18 protein-coding genes are annotated in these 17,015 nt (G+C 70.8%); 9 read left to right on the forward strand and 9 right to left on the reverse strand.

Annotation, left to right across the window (positions count from 1 at the left end; genetic code table 11):
- Positions 1 to 221, forward strand: a 221-nt coding sequence (locus tag ACZ4VI_RS34230; RefSeq protein ID WP_468005733.1) for a hypothetical protein, incomplete at its 5' end; no start/stop codon positions are given.
- A 158-nt stretch (positions 222 to 379) separates the two neighbouring features.
- Here ACZ4VI_RS34230 and ACZ4VI_RS34235 read toward each other — a convergent pair.
- Positions 380 to 1,021 carry a DNA-3-methyladenine glycosylase gene (locus tag ACZ4VI_RS34235; RefSeq protein ID WP_468005735.1) on the reverse strand — a complete coding sequence of 214 codons (642 nt, stop codon included), beginning with the start codon at positions 1,019 to 1,021 and terminating at the stop codon, positions 380 to 382.
- Positions 1,022 to 1,097: 76 nt separating this feature from the next.
- Here ACZ4VI_RS34235 and ACZ4VI_RS34240 point away from each other — a divergent pair, with 76 nt between their 5' ends.
- From ACZ4VI_RS34240 to ACZ4VI_RS34250, 3 genes are all read left to right on the forward strand, one after another.
- Positions 1,098 to 1,880: a sporulation protein gene (locus ACZ4VI_RS34240; protein ID WP_468005737.1), complete on the forward strand. Its 783-nt coding sequence runs from the start codon at positions 1,098 to 1,100 to the stop codon at positions 1,878 to 1,880.
- A gap of 43 nt (positions 1,881 to 1,923) precedes the next feature.
- Positions 1,924 to 2,463: a YbhB/YbcL family Raf kinase inhibitor-like protein gene (locus ACZ4VI_RS34245; protein ID WP_468005739.1), complete on the forward strand. Its 540-nt coding sequence runs from the start codon at positions 1,924 to 1,926 to the stop codon at positions 2,461 to 2,463.
- Positions 2,464 to 2,625: 162 nt separating this feature from the next.
- Positions 2,626 to 3,132, forward strand: coding sequence for an HNH endonuclease (locus ACZ4VI_RS34250; protein WP_361668823.1), 507 nt, complete (start codon positions 2,626 to 2,628; stop codon positions 3,130 to 3,132).
- A 64-nt stretch (positions 3,133 to 3,196) separates the two neighbouring features.
- Here the strand turns inward: ACZ4VI_RS34250 and ACZ4VI_RS34255 are convergent, their stop codons facing one another.
- The 4 genes from ACZ4VI_RS34255 to ACZ4VI_RS34270 form a co-directional block, all read right to left on the reverse strand.
- A complete protein-coding gene (locus ACZ4VI_RS34255) occupies positions 3,197 to 3,970 on the reverse strand; it encodes a sulfite exporter TauE/SafE family protein (protein WP_468005740.1) in 774 nt (257 codons plus the stop codon).
- Positions 3,971 to 4,060: 90 nt separating this feature from the next.
- Positions 4,061 to 5,020, reverse strand: coding sequence for an SPFH domain-containing protein (locus ACZ4VI_RS34260; protein ID WP_468005742.1), 960 nt, complete (start codon positions 5,018 to 5,020; stop codon positions 4,061 to 4,063).
- Positions 5,021 to 5,135: 115 nt separating this feature from the next.
- Positions 5,136 to 5,564, reverse strand: coding sequence for an NfeD family protein (locus ACZ4VI_RS34265; RefSeq protein WP_468005744.1), 429 nt, complete (start codon positions 5,562 to 5,564; stop codon positions 5,136 to 5,138).
- A 69-nt stretch (positions 5,565 to 5,633) separates the two neighbouring features.
- Positions 5,634 to 6,425, reverse strand: coding sequence for an ABC transporter ATP-binding protein (locus ACZ4VI_RS34270; protein ID WP_468005746.1), 792 nt, complete (start codon positions 6,423 to 6,425; stop codon positions 5,634 to 5,636).
- A 128-nt stretch (positions 6,426 to 6,553) separates the two neighbouring features.
- Here ACZ4VI_RS34270 and ACZ4VI_RS34275 point away from each other — a divergent pair, with 128 nt between their 5' ends.
- Complete coding sequence (locus ACZ4VI_RS34275) at positions 6,554 to 7,339, forward strand: hypothetical protein (RefSeq protein ID WP_468005748.1); 786 nt, start codon at positions 6,554 to 6,556, stop codon at positions 7,337 to 7,339.
- An 87-nt stretch (positions 7,340 to 7,426) separates the two neighbouring features.
- On the opposite strand, the gene ACZ4VI_RS34280 is transcribed toward ACZ4VI_RS34275, so the two are convergent.
- The 3 genes from ACZ4VI_RS34280 to ACZ4VI_RS34290 form a co-directional block, all read right to left on the reverse strand.
- Positions 7,427 to 7,669, reverse strand: a complete 243-nt coding sequence (locus tag ACZ4VI_RS34280) for a chaplin (RefSeq protein WP_468005750.1) — start codon at positions 7,667 to 7,669, stop codon at positions 7,427 to 7,429.
- Between the two features lie 147 nt (positions 7,670 to 7,816).
- Positions 7,817 to 8,461, reverse strand: coding sequence for a response regulator (locus ACZ4VI_RS34285; RefSeq protein ID WP_468005752.1), 645 nt, complete (start codon positions 8,459 to 8,461; stop codon positions 7,817 to 7,819).
- Positions 8,454 to 9,599: a GAF domain-containing sensor histidine kinase gene (locus tag ACZ4VI_RS34290; RefSeq protein WP_468005753.1), complete on the reverse strand. Its 1,146-nt coding sequence runs from the start codon at positions 9,597 to 9,599 to the stop codon at positions 8,454 to 8,456. Before ACZ4VI_RS34290 ends, ACZ4VI_RS34285 begins: the two co-directional genes overlap by 8 nt.
- A 188-nt stretch (positions 9,600 to 9,787) precedes the next feature.
- Between ACZ4VI_RS34290 and ACZ4VI_RS34295 the strand changes: the two genes are divergently transcribed.
- The 3 genes from ACZ4VI_RS34295 to ACZ4VI_RS34305 all read left to right on the forward strand — a co-directional run bounded on the left by ACZ4VI_RS34295 (position 9,788) and on the right by ACZ4VI_RS34305 (position 12,801).
- Positions 9,788 to 10,486 carry an SDR family NAD(P)-dependent oxidoreductase gene (locus tag ACZ4VI_RS34295; protein WP_468005755.1) on the forward strand — a complete coding sequence of 233 codons (699 nt, stop codon included), beginning with the start codon at positions 9,788 to 9,790 and terminating at the stop codon, positions 10,484 to 10,486.
- Positions 10,487 to 10,688: 202 nt separating this feature from the next.
- Positions 10,689 to 11,762, forward strand: coding sequence for an S-adenosylmethionine:tRNA ribosyltransferase-isomerase (locus ACZ4VI_RS34300; RefSeq protein WP_468005757.1), 1,074 nt, complete (start codon positions 10,689 to 10,691; stop codon positions 11,760 to 11,762).
- A 313-nt stretch (positions 11,763 to 12,075) separates the two neighbouring features.
- Positions 12,076 to 12,801 carry a transglycosylase SLT domain-containing protein gene (locus ACZ4VI_RS34305; protein WP_468005759.1) on the forward strand — a complete coding sequence of 242 codons (726 nt, stop codon included), beginning with the start codon at positions 12,076 to 12,078 and terminating at the stop codon, positions 12,799 to 12,801.
- Positions 12,802 to 12,888: 87 nt separating this feature from the next.
- On the opposite strand, the gene ACZ4VI_RS34310 is transcribed toward ACZ4VI_RS34305, so the two are convergent.
- Positions 12,889 to 15,471 (reverse strand): ABC transporter ATP-binding protein/permease, encoded by a 2,583-nt coding sequence (locus ACZ4VI_RS34310; RefSeq protein ID WP_468005761.1) that lies wholly within the window; start codon positions 15,469 to 15,471, stop codon positions 12,889 to 12,891.
- A gap of 221 nt (positions 15,472 to 15,692) precedes the next feature.
- Here ACZ4VI_RS34310 and serB point away from each other — a divergent pair, with 221 nt between their 5' ends.
- Complete coding sequence (gene serB, locus ACZ4VI_RS34315; RefSeq protein ID WP_468005763.1) at positions 15,693 to 16,907, forward strand: phosphoserine phosphatase SerB; 1,215 nt, start codon at positions 15,693 to 15,695, stop codon at positions 16,905 to 16,907.
- Positions 16,908 to 17,015: the final 108 nt, after the last annotated feature.

The raw sequence follows: 17,015 nt of genomic DNA on the forward strand, positions 1-17,015 counted from the left end.
CAACTAATCTGGCGTTGATTTTTGGCACGCTGTTGAGTTCTCAAGGAACGGACGCTTCCTTCGTACTCACCCTCTCGGGCTTTCCTCCGGGCTTTCCCTTCGGTCTTGCGTTTCCGACTCTATCAGATCTTTCCGATCCGATTTCCTCGGTGCTTTCCGGTTCCTTTTCGGTCCCGGTCGGCGTGTTCACTACTTTAGCCGAATTCCCCGGCGACTCATAATCGAGCCATTCGGATCAAATTTCGGCACGCCGAAACTCGCACCCTCTGGGGGTTCGTCGTAGGTAGTGGATGGCCGCTCCGAGGTGCCTTTTCAGGTACTGCCCGGCTCTTGCGGCTCGGACTACATTAGGCGTCCCCAGCACCCAGGTCAAGTCTCGTCAAGAGGTCCTCTTGCGGGGCGCGTGCGCGCGGTACGGGCTCACCGTCGGGTCGTCGTCGATCCAGAAGCGCCAGGGGTGGGGGGCGCCCTCGCCGCCCACCCCGGTGCGGGGGCCGCTGCGTACCTGGTCAGGCGGGGGTGGGGTGCCCCTCAACAAGGTGAGGGGTGCGTCCGGGCCGGCGCAGGTGTCGGTGCCGTTCAAGGAGAGGGACACGTCGAGGGCGGTGGCCAGGCGGGCCGGGCCCTTGGCCAGTTCGCTGTCGTATCGGGCCGAGAGTCGACGGGTGCGGGCCTGCTCCGCGCCGACCAGGATCTGTCCCGCCCGCAGCAGGACTCCGCTCGCGTGGCCCTCGGGGCCGCACACCAGGTTGAGGCAGTGCCACATGCCGTAGGTGAAGTAGACGTACGCGTGTCCGGGCGGGCCGAACATGACCGCGTTGCGCGCGGTGCGGCCGCGGAAGGCGTGGGAGCCGGGGTCGATCGCGCCGGCGTACGCCTCCACCTCCGTGAGGCGGAGTTCAATGCGGCCCGCCTTCGAGTTCCGTACGAGAGTGCAGCCCAACAGATCGGGGGCGACCTCCAGGACGGGTCGGTCGAAGAAGGCCCGCGGGAGCGGCGTACGGTCGGGGCTCTCGCTCATGGCGCCCGAGCGTACTGGGGAACCGGCTACGGTCGTCGCGCGTATGTAGGGGTCAGGAACAAGAAGGAGAGTGGACATGGGGTTCAAGAAGCTGCTCGCGAGCCTGGGTGCCGGCGGCGCGTCCGTGGAGACGGTCCTCACCGAGGAGAACGTCGTCCCCGGTGGCGTCGTCCAGGGCGAGGTGCGGATCCAGGGCGGTTCGGTCGACCAGCAGATCGAGGGCCTGTCCGTGGGGCTGCAGGCCCGCGTCGAGGTCGAGGGCGGCGACCAGGAGGTCAAGCAGGACATCGAGTTCGTGAAGGTCCGGCTCGGCGGTGCCTTCACGGTTCAGGCCGGTGCGGTGCACGTCGTGCCGTTCGGTCTGGAGATCCCCTGGGAGACGCCGGTCACGGCCATCGCGGGGCAGCAGCTGCGGGGGATGAACATCGGTGTGACCACGGAGCTGGAGATCGCCCGTGCGGTGGACTCCGGCGACCTGGACCCGATCAACGTGCACCCGCTGCCGGCGCAGCAGGCCATCCTGGACGCCTTCCTCCAGCTCGGCTTCCGCTTCAAGAACGCGGACATGGAGCGCGGGCACATCCGGGGGACGCGCCAGAAGCTGCCCTTCTACCAGGAGATCGAGTTCTTCCCGCCGCAGCAGTACCGCGGTCTGAACCAGGTCGAGATCAGCTTCGTCGCGGACGACCGTGAGATGGACGTCGTCCTGGAGATGGACAAGAAGCCGGGGCTCTTCAGCGAGGGCAGCGACTCGTTCCGTGCCTTCAAGGTGGGGCTGACCGACTTCCACACGACCGACTGGGCCGCTTATCTCAACCAGTGGCTCGCGGACGTCGGTGGCAAGCGCAACTGGCTCTAGGCTCGCCCCCGTACAGCAGGACAGGCGATACGGAGGTACGGACGTGGCCGAGGGGAAGAGGGCGCCGCTCCCTCACGACTTCCATCCGCCGGTGCCGGCGTTCACCGTGGTGAGCGACGACATCGTGCCGGGCGGAGTGCTGAAGGACGCCCAGGTGTATGAGGCGGGGAACACCTCGCCCCAGCTTCGCTGGGAGGGTTTTCCGGCGGAGACGAAGAGCTTCGCCGTCACCTGCTTCGATCCGGACGCGCCGACGGGCAGCGGTTTCTGGCACTGGGTGCTGTTCGACATCCCGGCGTCGGTCACCGAGCTGCCGGCGGGCGCGGGTTCGGGGTCGTTCGAGGGGCTGCCGGCGGGTGCCGTGCACGTCCGTAACGACTTCGGGTCCCGGGACTTCGGCGGTGCCGCTCCCCCGGCGGGCGACGGTCCGCACCGGTATGTCTTCACCGTGTACGCGGTGGACCGGGAGAGGCTCGGTCCGGATGCCGACGCCTCGCCCGCGGTGGTCGGATTCCATCTGCGTTTCCACGCGCTGGGGCGTGCCCAGCTGATCGGCGAGTACGAGAACCCCGCGCAGAGCTGAGCGTTCGCTTGTTGTTTGCCCGCTTCTGGTCTTGGAGAGATCAGAAGCGGGCATCTTTCGTTTCGCAGATATTGCGTTGTCCAACCCGGCGCGCCCGGCCACAGTTGATCCAAGCCCGGAGCCCCGCAGCGGGGCTGGGCCGGCACACGGGAGGTGGGCACAATGCGGGACACGCTGGTACTGAACGCGAGCTTCGAGCCGCTGTCGACGGTCACACTCAACCGTGCGGTGGTGCTTGTCCTCCAGGACAAGGCCGTCGTGGAGCAGGAGCATCCCGAGCTGCGTATGCGTGCCGCCGCCGTCGATATTCCGGTGCCGCGGGTGATCAGGCTGTGCCGCTATGTCCGGGTGCCGTTCCGAAGACAGGCTCCGTGGTCGAGGCGGGGTGTGCTGGTCAGGGACCAGCACCGGTGCGCGTACTGCGGGCGGCGGGCGACGACCGTGGACCATGTGGTGCCGCGGGCGCAGGGTGGTGGGGACAGCTGGCTGAACACGGTGGCGTCCTGCGCCGAGGACAATCACCGCAAAGCGGACCGGACGCCGGAGCAGGCGGGGATGCCGCTGCTGCACGAGCCGTTCGTACCGACGCCGGCGGACGCGATGCTGCTGGCGATGCGGGCCGGTGAGCGGTCGGAGCTGCCGCAGTGGCTGGCCGGTTCGGCGGCCTGATCCGGTACGTACGTCCGTGGTTGTGCGGGCCCGCTCCCCTCGTCGGGGTGCGGGCCCGGGTCGTTCAGCGGAGCAGCAGCTGGACGATGGCGACCGTGCCGACGGCGACGATGACACCGCGCAGCACGGCGGGCGGGAGGCGGCGGCCGACCTTGGCGCCGATCTGTCCGCCGATGGCCGAGCCGACGGCGATGAGGAGAACGGCGGTCCAGTCGGAGTCGGCGACGAAGAGGAAGAAGAGCGCGGCGATGCTGTTGACGATCGCGGCGAGGACGTTCTTGACGGCGTTGAGGCGCTGGAGGGTGTCGGCGATGAGCATGCCCATGAGGGAGAGGTAGATGATCCCCTGGGCCGCGGTGAAGTAGCCGCCGTAGACGCTGGCGAGGAGCAGTCCGGTCAGCAGGAGCGGGCCGCCGTCGGGGTCTCCGTGGCTGCCGTTGCGTTCGCGGCGGGCCTGTACGGCCTTGGAGAGCCGGGGCTGGAGGATGACGAGGACCAGCGCGAGGGCGACGAGGACGGGGACGATGGTCTCGAACGCCCGGGGCGGGAGCGTCAGCAGGAGTACGGCTCCGCCGAGTCCGCCGATGGCGGCGACGGTGCCGAGGCGCAGGATGCGGCGGCGCTGGCCCTTGAGTTCCTCGCGGTAGCCGATGGCTCCGCTGATGGAGCCGGGGATGAGGCCGAGGGCGTTGGAGACGGTGGCCGTGACGGGAGGGAGTCCGGTGAGGAGGAGGACCGGGAACGTGATGAGTGTTCCCGATCCGACGATGGTGTTGATGGTGCCGGCTCCGACGCCGGCCGCGAAGACCGCCAGTACTTCCCAGATGGACAACGCCATCTCCTCACAGGATCAGTGGTTCGCCTCCCCGCCCTGACGTCCGTCGGGGTCGAGGGGCTCGCACCGATCATGCACGACTGCGTGTACGTGTCAGTCGACCGGGGGCGCTTCGCGACGCTCGGTCTCGCTGCCGGTACGGCTGCCGGGCACGGCTCCGGTGTTGAAGCCGGGCGTGCCGCCGCCGAGGTTGCCGAAGGCGCCGGACAGGCCCTTGAGGGCGTCGCCGATCTCGCTGGGGACGATCCAGAGCTTGTTGGCGTCGCCCTCGGCGATCTTCGGGAGCATCTGGAGGTACTGGTACGAGAGGAGCTTCTGGTCCGGGTCGCCGGCGTGGATGGCCTCGAAGACCGTACGGACGGCCTGGGCCTCGCCCTCGGCGCGGAGGGCGGCGGCCTTGGCCTCACCCTCGGCGCGCAGGATCGCGGACTGCTTCTCGCCCTCGGCGGTCAGGATCTGCGACTGACGGATGCCCTCGGCGGTGAGGATCGCGGCGCGCTTGTCGCGGTCGGCGCGCATCTGCTTCTCCATCGAGTCCTGGATGGAGGTCGGCGGCTCGATCGCCTTGAGCTCGACGCGGTTGACGCGGATGCCCCACTTGCCGGTGGCCTCGTCGAGGACGCCGCGCAGGGCGGCGTTGATCTCCTCGCGGGAGGTGAGGGTCCGCTCCAGGTCCATGCCGCCGATGATGTTGCGGAGGGTGGTGACGGTGAGCTGTTCGATGGCCTGGATGTAGCTGGCGACCTCGTAGGTCGCGGCGCGGGCGTCGGTCACCTGGTAGTAGATGACGGTGTCGATGTTGACGACGAGGTTGTCCTGGGTGATCACCGGCTGCGGCGGGAACGGGACGACCTGCTCGCGGAGGTCGATCCGGTTGCGGATCGAGTCGATGAACGGGACGACGATGTTCAGGCCGGCGTTGAGCGTGCGGGTGTAGCGGCCGAACCGCTCGACGATCGCGGCGCTCGCCTGCGGGATGACCTGGATCGTCTTGATCAGGGCGATGAAGACAAGCACCACCAGAATGATCAGGACGATGATGACTGCTGACATCGTGTTCCCTGTGCCCTTCGCTGCCGGTTCTCTGCCGGATGTGCCGGGTTGATTCCGATGATCGAGTTTCCCAGAACGCGGGCCGTCGTGTGGGGCGTTCGGTCAAGCGGTTCGGTCACATGACCACGGCGGTCGCCCCGTCGATCTCGACGACGTCGACCTGATCGCCCGGTTCGAAGGCCAGTCCGGAGTCGAGCGTGCGGGCGGACCAGACCTCGCCGGCGAGCTTGATGCGGCCGCCGTTGCCGTCGACGCGTTCGAGGACGACGGCCTGACGGCCCTTCAGCGCGTCGATGCCGGAGGCGTGTTGGGGTGGCCCGTTGCGGTGCCGGGCCGCGATGGGGCGGACCACCGCGAGGAGCGCGACGGAGACGACCACGAAGACGACCACCTGCGCGACGATGCCGAAGCCGAGAGCCGCGGTCACGGCTCCGGCTATCGCGCCGACGGAGAACATGCCGAATTCGGGCATCGCGGTGAGGACGAGCGGAATCCCCAGCCCCACGGCGCCGATCAGCCACCAGACCCATGCGTCGATGTCCACGGGGTCATGGTAGGGCGGTGCGGAGAAGTCGGACAGGGCGCGGAGCTGTGCGGTCTCGGCGCCCGTACGTCACTTCAGCGGAAGGCCCTGGGCGGTGTAGCGCTCGCCGTTGCGCTCCACGACGAGCGGGAGGCCGAAGCAGAGGGAGAGGTTGCGGGAGGTGAGCTCGGTCTCCATCGGGCCGGCGGCGAGCACCTTGCCCTGACGAATCATCAGGACGTGGGTGAAACCGGGCGCGATCTCCTCGACATGGTGGGTGACCATGATCATGGAGGGCGCGTACGGGTCGCGGGCGAGGCGGCCGAGGCGGCGGACCAGGTCCTCGCGGCCGCCGAGGTCGAGACCGGCGGCGGGCTCGTCGAGGAGGAGGAGCTCGGGGTCGGTCATCATCGCGCGGGCGATGAGGGTGCGCTTGCGCTCGCCCTCGGAGAGGGTGCCGAACTTCCGGTCCAGGTACTCGGTCATGCCGAGGCGGTCGAGGAAGGCGCGGGCGCGCTGCTCGTCGACGGCGTCGTAGTCCTCGTGCCAGGTGGCGGTCATGCCGTACGCGGCGGTGAGGACGGTCTGGAGGACGGTCTGCTTCTTGGGGAGCTTCTCGGCCATGGCGATGCCGGCCATGCCGATGCGCGGGCGGAGGTCGAAGACGTCGACCTTGCCGAGCTGCTCGTCCAGGACCTTGGCCGTGCCGGTGGTGGGGAAGAGGTAGCTGGAGGCGATGTTGAGGAGGGTGGTCTTGCCGGCGCCGTTGGGGCCGAGGATGACCCAACGCTCGCCCTCCTTGACCGACCAGGAGACATCGTCCACCAGAGCCCGTCCGTCGCGGACCACGGATACGTCCACCAGCTCCAGTACATCGCTCATGAGCGCGTTGTCTCCCCTTGCGGTCGAGTCGGGTCGTCGCCTTTGCGCCTGTGGGCGCGGCGTCCAGGGAAAACCTACGCCACCGCCGCGGCGGGCCGGTCCTTAGGGCCGCCCCCTAGTCTTGGGGCATGCTTTCGGAACCACGCTCAGGACGGCTGGCCGCTTGGGGCAATGCCCTGTTGGCCGGGTCGGTATCGCCGGACGATGCGGCACTGGCGATTGTCGGGGACGACGCGGTGCACCGCGTGGAGGGGCTGCCGGGCGAGGCGAGGCAGGTCGGACTGACCCTGGCGCTCGGCCGGCTGCGGCGGCTCGGGGTGACCGGGTGGCGGGTGGCGCTGCCGGCGCCGGGGCATCCGCTGGGGCTGAGCGGGCCGCCCGACTTCAACGCGCGGGCGCTGGAGGCGGAGGAGGCGGTGGTCGGTTTCGGCGCTCCGTACGGCCTGGTGCCGGAGGTCACGGAGGCGGGTCCCGCGGGTGACGTGCATGTGGAGGTGGTCTGGCACTGCCTGACCGTGCGGGATGCCCCGCCCGCGGACGTGCCGTCGCTCGGTGAGGCGGAGCGGGAGCTGGCGGAGGCGCTGCGCGAGGCGACGGCGGTGCTGACGAAGCTGGACGTGGCGGCCTCGGGCCCGGTGGCGGACGCGGCGCGCGACGCGTACCGGGCGCGGGCGGAGGCGGGCCGCGAGGTCCTGGCCCCGGGCTATCCGGCCCGTGCGGTACGGGTGCTCGAGCTGGCCCAGCGGGTGGGGCTGCTGATCGACCTGGCGTACGACCACGGCCACGGGGGCGCGGTGAGCGCCTCGGAAATGGCAGCGAGGGGTGCGGCGCTGCGGCCGGTGGAGCGGGTGGCCCGACGGGCCCAGGTCGCGGCGTACAACGCGTACGTGGAGGAACGCGAGCGGGAGCGGTGACCTTCTGTGGCGGCGCGCACGGGGTTCGGGCATGGAGCAGCCCGGCCGCCGGGGGGATCGTCCGGGGCCGGGCTGGGTTCGGGGACGTCAGTGGTTGACGGCGTCGTTTCCGAAGGCCGGGTTGAGCAGGCCGATCACGTTGACCGTGTTGCCGGAGGCGTTCACGGGGACGTGCACCGGGGCCTGCACGAGGTTGCCGGACGCGACGCCCGGCGAACCGATGGCCTTGCCGTTCGCCTCCGCGCCGTGGGCGGAGGCGACACCCGCACCGGCGGCGACGATGCCGCCCGCGACGAGGGTGAGAGCAGCGGCCTTCTTGAGGTTGTTCACTTCAGGATCCTCCTGGTCTTCGCTGCGGCCGGCCGCCGCAGCACGCCCTGAAGAACGCCCGCACCCCCGCCGGGTTGCGCCGAATGGGGGACATCCACCCGACGGTATGAAGATGAGAACGGAGGTGCCCCTTCCGCCTCACCCGTCTCACGAGGTCACACCGTGCCGCACCGCCCACAGCGCCGCCTGCGTCCGGTCCGCGAGATCGAGCTTCATCAGGATGTTCGAGACGTGCGTCTTGACCGTCTTCTCCGAGAGGACGAGCGCCCGGGCGATCTCCCGGTTCGACCGGCCGTCGGCGATCAGGCCGAGCACCTCCTGCTCCCGCTCCGTGAGCGTCGTCCCGCGCCCCGTACCGCCGTGGCCCTCCTCCTGGGAGAGCAGCGCCCCGGCCACCTCGGGCTGGAGCAGCACATGCCCGGCGTGTACGGAGCGGATGGCGCCGGCCAGGGCGTCCGGGTCCACGTCCTTGTAGACGTATCCCGACGCGCCGGCGCGCAGGGCGGGGACGACCGTGCGCTGCTCGGTGAAGCTCGTGACGATCAGCACCTTCGCCGGGTTCGCCAGCTCGCGCAGCTTCCGCAGCGCCTCGATGCCGTCCATGCCGGGCATCTTGACGTCCATCAGGACCACGTCGGGCCGCAGCTCCTCCGCCCGCGCGACGCCCTCGGCGCCGTCGGAGGCCTCCCCCACGACCTCTATGTCGTCCTGGACCTCCAGGAACGTGCGCAGGCCGCGCCGGACCACCTGGTGGTCGTCGACCAGCAGCACCCGGATCACCTTGTCAGCCACCGGGAACCTCCATCTCGATCGTGGTGCCTCGGCCCGGGGCCGATGTCACGGTCAGCGTGCCGCCGACTCCGCCCGCCCGGTCCCGCATGGAGACAAGGCCGAGGTGCCGGCCGGCCCGGCGGACCGTACGGGGGTCGAACCCCTTGCCGTCGTCGGTGACGGTGAGCAGCGCGCCCTGGCCGTGGCGGACCAGGGAGACGGCGACCCGCTCCGGCTCCGCGTGCCGCAGCGCGTTGTGCAGGGCCTCCTGGGCGACCCGGAGCATGGCCTCCTCCTGGGCGGCGGGCAGCGCGCGCACCCCGGAGCTGTCGAAGGTGACCCGGGCGGTGTGGGCCCGGTCCAGGACCTGGATCTGCGTACGGAGGGTGTGGACCAGGCCGTCCTCGTCCAGCGCCGCGGGGCGGAGCTCGACGACCGCGGCGCGCAGCTCGTCCGCGGCCTCGGCGGCGAGCGCGGCGACCTGCTGGAGCTCGCCCTTGGCCCGGGCCGGGTCGCGGTCCACGAGGGCCGCCGCGGCCTGGGCGGTGAGCCGGAGGGAGAAGAGCTTCTGGCTGACGGCGTCGTGCAGCTCGTGGGCGAGGCGCGAGCGCTCCTCGGCGATGGTGAGCTCCCGGCTGCGCTCGTAGAGCCGGGCGTTCGTCAGGGCGATGGCGGCGTGCTGGGCGAGGATCGAGAGCAGCTCCTCGTCCTCCGCGGTGAAGCCGCAGCCGCCGTCCGGCTTGGGGCAGCGCTTGTTGGCGAGGAAGAGGGCACCGATGGTCTCCTCGCCGTCCTGGATGGGCAGGCCCAGGAAGTCGGCGAGCTCCGGGTGGGCGGCGGGCCAGCCCTCGAAGCGGGGGTCCTTGCGGACGTCGGCGAGGCGCTCGGGCTCGGCCTTGTGGAGCATGGCCGCGAGGATGCCGTGCTGGCGGGGCAGCGGGCCGATCGCCCGCCACTGCTCGTCGCTGACGCCGTCGACGACGAACTGGGCGAAGCCACCGTGGTCGTCCGGGACGCCCAGCGCCGCGTACTCGGCGTCGAGCAGCTCACGGGCGGAGGCCACGATCGTCTTCAGGACGTCGCGCACCTCCAGGTGGCGGCTCATCGCGAGGAGCGCGGTGCTCACGGCGGCGAGGCCGGAGCTCGGTCGGTGACTCATGACTTCACCGTACCGGTGGGCTGTGACAGTCCGTATCCGTCCGGGGACGGCGGTCGCCTAGGACCGCGGGACTAGGCCGAAGTGCCTTGTGGGGTCGGGGCCTGCGGACGAGGCGGCGGGCGGGGCGGTGGCCGGAGGCTGGATCCATCGGTGGGAGAGATCCATCGGCAGGAGAGGGGATGGGTGTCATGGCTGTCGCGATCATCACGGGGGCGTCGAAGGGTCTTGGCCGTGCGCTGGCCGGGGCGCTGGCCGGGCGGGGCTGGGATCTGGTGCTCGATGCGCGGACGCGGGATGTGCTCCAGGAGAGTGCGGAGGCGGCACGCGCGCGTGGGGCGCGGGTCGTGGCGCTGCCGGGGGATGTGACGGACGCGGGGCACCGCCGGGCGCTGGTGGCCGCTGCGCGGGAGCTCGGCGGCCTTGATCTGCTGGTGAGCAACGCGAGCGCGCTGGGGGCGGAGCCGCTGGTGCGGCTTGAGGCCCTCTCCCTGGACGGTCTGCGGGCGGCGCTGGAGACGAACGTGGTGGCCGCGCTGGGTCTCGTACAGGAGGCGCTGCCCCTGCTGAGGGAGAGCGGGGCCGGGACGGTGGTCGCGGTGAGTTCGGACGCGGCGGCCGAGGCGTACGAGACGTGGGGCGGTTACGGGGCGTCGAAGGCGGCGCTCGACCGGCTGGCGGCGGTGCTGGCCGTCGAGGAGCCGGGGCTGCGGGTGTGGGCGGTGGATCCGGGTGACATGGCGACCGATCTGTACGCGGCGGCCGTCCCGGGCGACGACGATCCGCGGCCGGCGCCCGAGTCCGTGGTGCCGGGGTTCCTCGCCCTGCTCGACCGCAGGCCGGCGAGCGGGCGGTACGTGGCGGCGGACCTGGTGGAGGCGGTCCGATGAGCCCGGCCCCCACCCGGCGGCCGGAGGCCGACGCGGCCGGTCGACGTCCGGGAGGCCCCCAGGGGCCGGGCGGTGCGAGGCCGGCGTCGAGGGGAGATGCCGCGGCCCCCACCCGGCGGCCGGAGGCCGACGCAGCCGGTCGACGTCCGGGAGGCCCCCAGGGGCCGAACGGTGCGAGGCCGGCGTCGAGGGGAGAGGCCCGATGAGCGTGCTGGATGCGCTCGGCGTACCCGCGGAGCGGTCGGCGCGGGTGCCGGCCGAGCAGCGCGGGCCGGGGCGGGGGCGGGACGACGTACGGCTGATGGTGTCGCGGGGGACGGAGGTGTCGCACCACGCGTTCCGGGACCTTCCGGGGCGGCTGCGGGCCGGGGACGTGCTGGTGGTGAACACGAGTGCCACGCTCCCGGCCGCGGTGACCGGGCGGCTGGGTGCGGACGGCGGCGGGGAGACGGTCGTCGTGCACTTCTCGACGCGCGGGGACGACGGCCGTTGGGCGGTCGAGGTGCGGGAGCCGGACGGCAAGGGGAGTACCCGGCCGCGGGCGGGCGGTCCTTCGGGGGCCGTGGTCCGGCTGCCCGGAGGGGCCGGTCTGGTCCTGGAAGAGACCCTCGCCCCCGGAGCGGCGCGGCTGTGGTGGGCGCGGGTGGACACGCCCGTACCGGCACTGCTGGCGCGGTACGGGCGGCCGATCCGGTACGGCTACACGGAGCGGGACCAGCCGCTCTCCGCGTATCAGACGGTCTTCGCGCTCCCCTCCCCCGACGGCGCCGGGTCGGCGGAGATGCCGAGCGCGGGCCGGCCCTTCACGGCCCGGCTGGTGGCGGAGCTGGTGAGCCGGGGGATCCAGTTCGCTCCGCTCACTCTTCATACGGGGGTGGCGTCGGCCGAGGCGCACGAGCCGCCGTATCCGGAGCGGTTCGAGGTGCCGGCGACGACGGCGCGGCTGGTGAACGCGGCGAAGGCGGGCGGGGGCCAGGTGATCGCCGTGGGGACGACGGCGGTGCGGGCGCTGGAGTCCGCGACGGACGACCGGGGGGTGGTGCGGGCGGCGGCGGGGTGGACGGATCTGGTCGTGACCCGGTCGCGCGGGGTACGGGCCGTGGACGGGCTGCTGACCGGGCTGCACGAGCCCGAGGCCTCGCATCTGCTGATGCTGGAGGCGATCGCCGGACGGCCCGCTCTGCACCGTGCCTATACCGAGGCCGTACGGGAGCTCTACCTCTGGCACGAGTTCGGCGACGTCCATCTCGTCCTCCCGGAGGAGGGCGCTCACTAAGCGCATTGCTCGAGCAACGGGTGGTGAGTTCGTTACGTGCCCGATGTGAGCCCGCGCATAGGACGCACGTCACTTACGAAGACCCCTAGTTGATCCGAATTGGGCTGATGAGGTCCGTATGAGCGGGTCCCAAGCGGGTCCCATAGGGGCTTCGGTGGCCTGTGCACGGGCCCCTGATCCACTACCCGGGATCGTACGTCACACCTTTGCCACAGCATTTTGCTGCCGCTAAGAATTGCAGCCGTCGCCGCCGAGAGGGCGCAGCGCCGCCCCGGCCTGAGCGACCCCCTGCTATTCGAAGAGGTAGTCCTGCATGTCCACGAACGGTCACTATCGCCTGAAGAACAAGCACAAGGCTTCCCTTGCCGGTGTCGCCGCCCTTGGCGCCGTCGCCCTCGGTTTCACCCTGGTCCCCGCCAACGCCGCCGCTGAGACCGAGCCCCAGGCGCTCAGCAACACCCAGCAGGTCGCGCTGGCCTACGACGCCAACAGCCCGCAGGCCAAGGCGCTGCACACGAGCCTCGCTGAGCAGCAGAACGCGATCAGCCTGATGGCCAAGGCCGAGGCGCAGGCGAAGGCCGCTGCCAAGGCGAAGGCCGACGCGAAGGCCAAGGCCGACGCCCAGGCGAAGGCCGCTGCCAAGGCCAAGGCCGACGCGAAGAAGCGTGCCGAGGCGAAGGCGGCCGCGAGCCGTGCCGCCGCCCGCAAGCCGGTCTTCGCGAACAACCTCGACGGCTGGATCCGCGAGGCGCTGTTCATCATGGACAAGCACAACATCCCGGGCTCGTACAACGGCCTGCACAAGAACATCATGCGTGAGTCCAGCGGCAACCCGCGGGCCATCAACAACTGGGACATCAACGCCATCAACGGCGTGCCCTCGAAGGGCCTGCTCCAGGTCATCTACCCGACCTTCAAGGCGTACCACGTCCCGGGCACCAAGTTCGACCAGTACGACCCGGTCGCCAACATCGTCGCCGCCGCCAACTACGCGGCCGACCGTTACGGCTCGATCGACAACGTCAACAGCGCGTACTGAGCCTGTCAGGACATACGCGAAGGGCGGCACCCCGTGCAGGGGGTGCCGCCCTTCGGCGTCTCGCAGTGGCCCGCTAGGGCCCCGCGGTCACTTGCGCATGACCTCGGGCTCGTGGCGGCGCAGCAGGCGCGCCACGGCGAAGGCGCAGACGACGCCGATGAGGACCAGGATCGTGAGGTTGAAGCCCCACTGGCCGACGGTGTGGTCCCACAGGGGGTCCAGGTTGGTCGGGTCCTTGTGGTCCCACGGCGGCATCAGGTGCGCGAGGTCGAGGGTCGAGCCCGCGGCGGCGATGGCCCAGCGCGAGGGCATCAGCCAGGCGAACTGCTCCAGGCCGGGCGAGCCGTACACCTGGAAGAGGATGCCGGTGAACACGACCTGGACGATCGCGAACATCACGAGCAGCGGCATCGTCTTCTCGGCGGTCTTCACCAGCGAGGAGATGACCAGGCCGAACATCATCGACGTGAAGCCGAGCGCGATGATCGTGACGCAGAGCTCGACGGCCGGCGGCATGACCAGGCCCTCTTCCGGCAGCTCGCGGGTGGCGAAGCCGATGCCGCAGATGATCACGCCCTGGATGGCGGTGATCACACCGAGGACGATGACCTTGGACATGAGGTACGCCGAGCGGGACAGGCCGGTGGCCCGCTCCCGTTCGTAGATGACCCGTTCCTTGATCAGCTCTCGTACGGAGTTGGCGGCGCCCGAGAAGCACATGCCGACCGCGAGGATCAGCATGATCGTGCCCGCGTCGCCGTTGAAGCGGGAGGGCGGGGTGGGCTTGCCGAGGCCGAAGTCGGCGGGGATGACGACCGAGACCGCGCCGAGGACGGCCGGCAGGATCACCATCAGGCCCATGAAGCCCTTGTCGGACGCGATCACCGAGGAGTAGCGGCGGATCAGGGTCCACAGCTGGGAGCCCCAGCCCTGGGGCTTCGGCGGCCTGGCCATCGCCTGCTGCGGCATCTGGACGGGCTGGGCGGCGACGGCGTCGATGTCCGCGGCGTACATCTGGTAGTGCTGCGAGCCCTTCCAGCGGCCCGCCCAGTCGTAGTCGCGGTAGTTCTCGAAGGCGGAGAAGACGTCGGCCCACGTGCTGTAGCCGAAGAAGTTCAGCGCCTCCTCCGGCGGACCGAAGTAGGCCACCGACCCGCCGGGCGCCATCACGAGCAGCTTGTCGCACAGGCCCAGCTCGGCCACCGAGTGCGTGACCACCAGGACCGTACGGCCGTCGTCGGCGAGGCCGCGGAGCAGCTGCATGACGTCGCGGTCCATGCCCGGGTCGAGGCCGGAGGTCGGCTCGTCCAGGAAGATCAGCGACGGCTTGGTGAGGAGCTCCAGGGCGACGGAGACGCGCTTGCGCTGGCCACCGGAGAGGGAGGTGACCTTCTTCTCCTTGTGGATGTCGAGCTTGAGCTCGCGCAGCACCTCATCGATGCGGGCCTCGCGCTCGGCCGGGGCGGTGTCGCCGGGGAAGCGGAGCTTGGCCGCGTAGCGGAGCGCCTTCTGGACGGTCAGCTCCTTGTGCAGGATGTCGTCCTGCGGGACCAGACCGATGCGCTGGCGCAGCTCGGCGAACTGCTTGTAGAGGCTCCGGTTGTCGTAGAGGACGTCGCCCTCGTTGGCCGGGCGGTAGCCGGTGAGCGCCTTGAGCAGCGTGGACTTACCGGAGCCCGACGGGCCGATGACGCCGATGAGCGACTTCTCGGGGACGCCGAAGGTGACGTCCTTGAGGATCTGCTTGCCGCCGTCGACGGTGACCGTGAGGTGGCGGGCCGAGAAGGAGACCTCACCGGTGTCGACGAACTCCTCGAGCTGGCCGCCGACCATCCGGAAGGTCGAGTGGCCGACACCCACGATGTCGTTGGGGCCGATGAGGACGGAGCCGCCCTTGGCGATCGGCTGACCATTGACGTACGTGCCGTTGTGCGAGCCCAGGTCGCGGATCTCGAAGCGGCCGTCGGGCGTCGCGTGGAACTCGGCGTGGTGGCGCGAGACCTGGAGGTCGGAGACGACCAGTTCGTTCTCGAGCGCACGACCGATGCGCATGACGTGGCCGAGGGCCAGCTGGTGGAACGTGGTCGGGCTGCGGTCGCCGTAGACCGGTGGCGCCCCCGCGGCGCCGCCACCCTGGGCGGGGACCTTCTGCGCCAACTGCTCGGCGGGGCCGCCCTGCTGGTGCGGGAGGTGCGAATGCTGAGGCTGCGGGGCCTGCTGCTGCCAGTTGCCCTGCTGCTGCGGCGGGGCCTGGTCCTGCGGCGGGGCCTGGTGCGTGGCCCAGTCGGCCTGTGCGGCGACCTGCTGGGCGTTGGGCGCGGCGTGGGCCGCGGCCTGCTGCGGGGCGGCGGCAGCGGCCCCAGCGGCTCCGGCGGCGAGATTCAGCCGCGGGCCGTCGGTCGCGTTGCCGAGGTGCACCGCGGATCCGGGGCCGATCTCCATCTGGTGGATCCGCTGCCCCTGCACGAAGGTGCCGTTGGTCGAGCCGTGGTCCTCGATGACCCAACTCCGGCCGCCCCAGCTGATGGTGGCGTGTCGCCACGAGACCCTGGCGTCGTCGATCACCAGGTCACCCTGCGGATCGCGTCCCAGGGTGTATGACCTGGACGGATCGAGCGTCCAGGTCCTTCCGTTCAATTCCAGTACGAGTTCTGGCACTCCATGCCCCACTACTTGTCCCCCGATGTACCCCCGAAGCCGGGAGTCTAGGGATGGCGAACATCGGGGGGAACTATTTCAGGCCGGGCCCGTACTCCGAAAGTCGGGCCGTGTGAAGACCCCGCACAGGCATGCGAGGAGAGCTACCGTGGCAGGGGTGCCGCCCGGCCGGGTGTCCGGTACGCGGGACAGGGTGACTGGTGGCACCGCGTGCCCGATACGGTGGAAGCACCATGAGCGCATCGCAGACCTCAGACGTTCCCACCCTTCTCGTCAAGATCTTCGGGAAGGACCGTCCCGGGATCACCGCCGGGCTCTTCGACACCCTCGCCGCCTACTCCGTCGACGTCGTGGACATCGAGCAGGTCGTCTCCCGCGGCCGCCTCGTCCTGTGCGCGCTCGTCACCGAGCCGACCGTCGCCTCCCAGGGGGAGCTGCGGGCGACCGTCCACAGCTGGGCGGAGTCGCTGAAGCTCCAGGCGGAGATCATCTCGGGCACCGGTGACAACCGTCCGCGCGGCGTCGGCCGCTCGCACGTCACCGTGCTGGGGCACCCGCTCACCGCGGAGCAGACCGCCGCCATAACGGCCAGGATCGCCGAGAACGGCGGCAACATCGACCGTATCTTCCGGCTGGCGAAGTATCCGGTGACGGCCGTCGAATTCGCCGTCTCGGGCTGCGAGACCGAGCCGCTACGGACGGCGCTGGCCACCCAGGCGCACGACATCGGGGTGGACGTCGCCGTCGTCTCGGCCGGTCTGCACCGCCGTGCCCAGCGGCTGGTCGTCATGGACGTCGACTCGACGCTGATCCAGGACGAGGTGATCGAGCTCTTCGCGGCGCACGCGGGCTGCGAGGACAAGGTCGCCGAGGTCACCGCGGCGGCGATGCGCGGCGAGCTGGACTTCGAGCAGTCGCTGCACGCGCGGGTGGAGCTGCTGGCCGGGCTCGACGTCTCGGTGGTGGACAAGGTCCGGGCCGAGGTACGGCTGACGCCCGGCGCCCGCACGCTCATCCGCACCCTCAAGCGGCTCGGCTACCAGGTCGGTGTCGTCTCCGGCGGGTTCACGCAGGTCACGGACGACCTCAAGGAACGGCTCGGGCTCGATTTCGCCTCGGCCAACACCCTGGAGGTCGTCGACGGGAAGCTGACGGGCCGGGTCACCGGCGAGATCGTGGACCGGGCGGGCAAGGCGCGGCTGCTGCGCCGGTTCGCGGCGGAGGCGGGCGTGCCGCTGTCCCAGACCGTGGCGATCGGCGACGGCGCCAACGATCTGGACATGCTGAACACGGCCGGGCTCGGGGTGGCATTCAATGCCAAGCCGGTGGTGCGCAAGGCCGCCCACACCGCGGTGAACGTCCCGTTCCTCGACACCGTCCTGTATCTCCTGGGGATCACCCGCGAGGAGGTCGAGGCGGCGGACGGCGACGAGGATCTGCTGCACTGACCGTCCCGCGCCTCGGGGGGGGGGGGGGGGGGGGGGGGGGGGGGGGGGGGGGGGGGGGGGGGGGGGGGGGGGGGGGGGGGGGGGGGGGGGGGGGGGGGGGGGGGGGGG

It is taken from the genome of Streptomyces sp. NPDC029169, assembly GCF_055563935.1.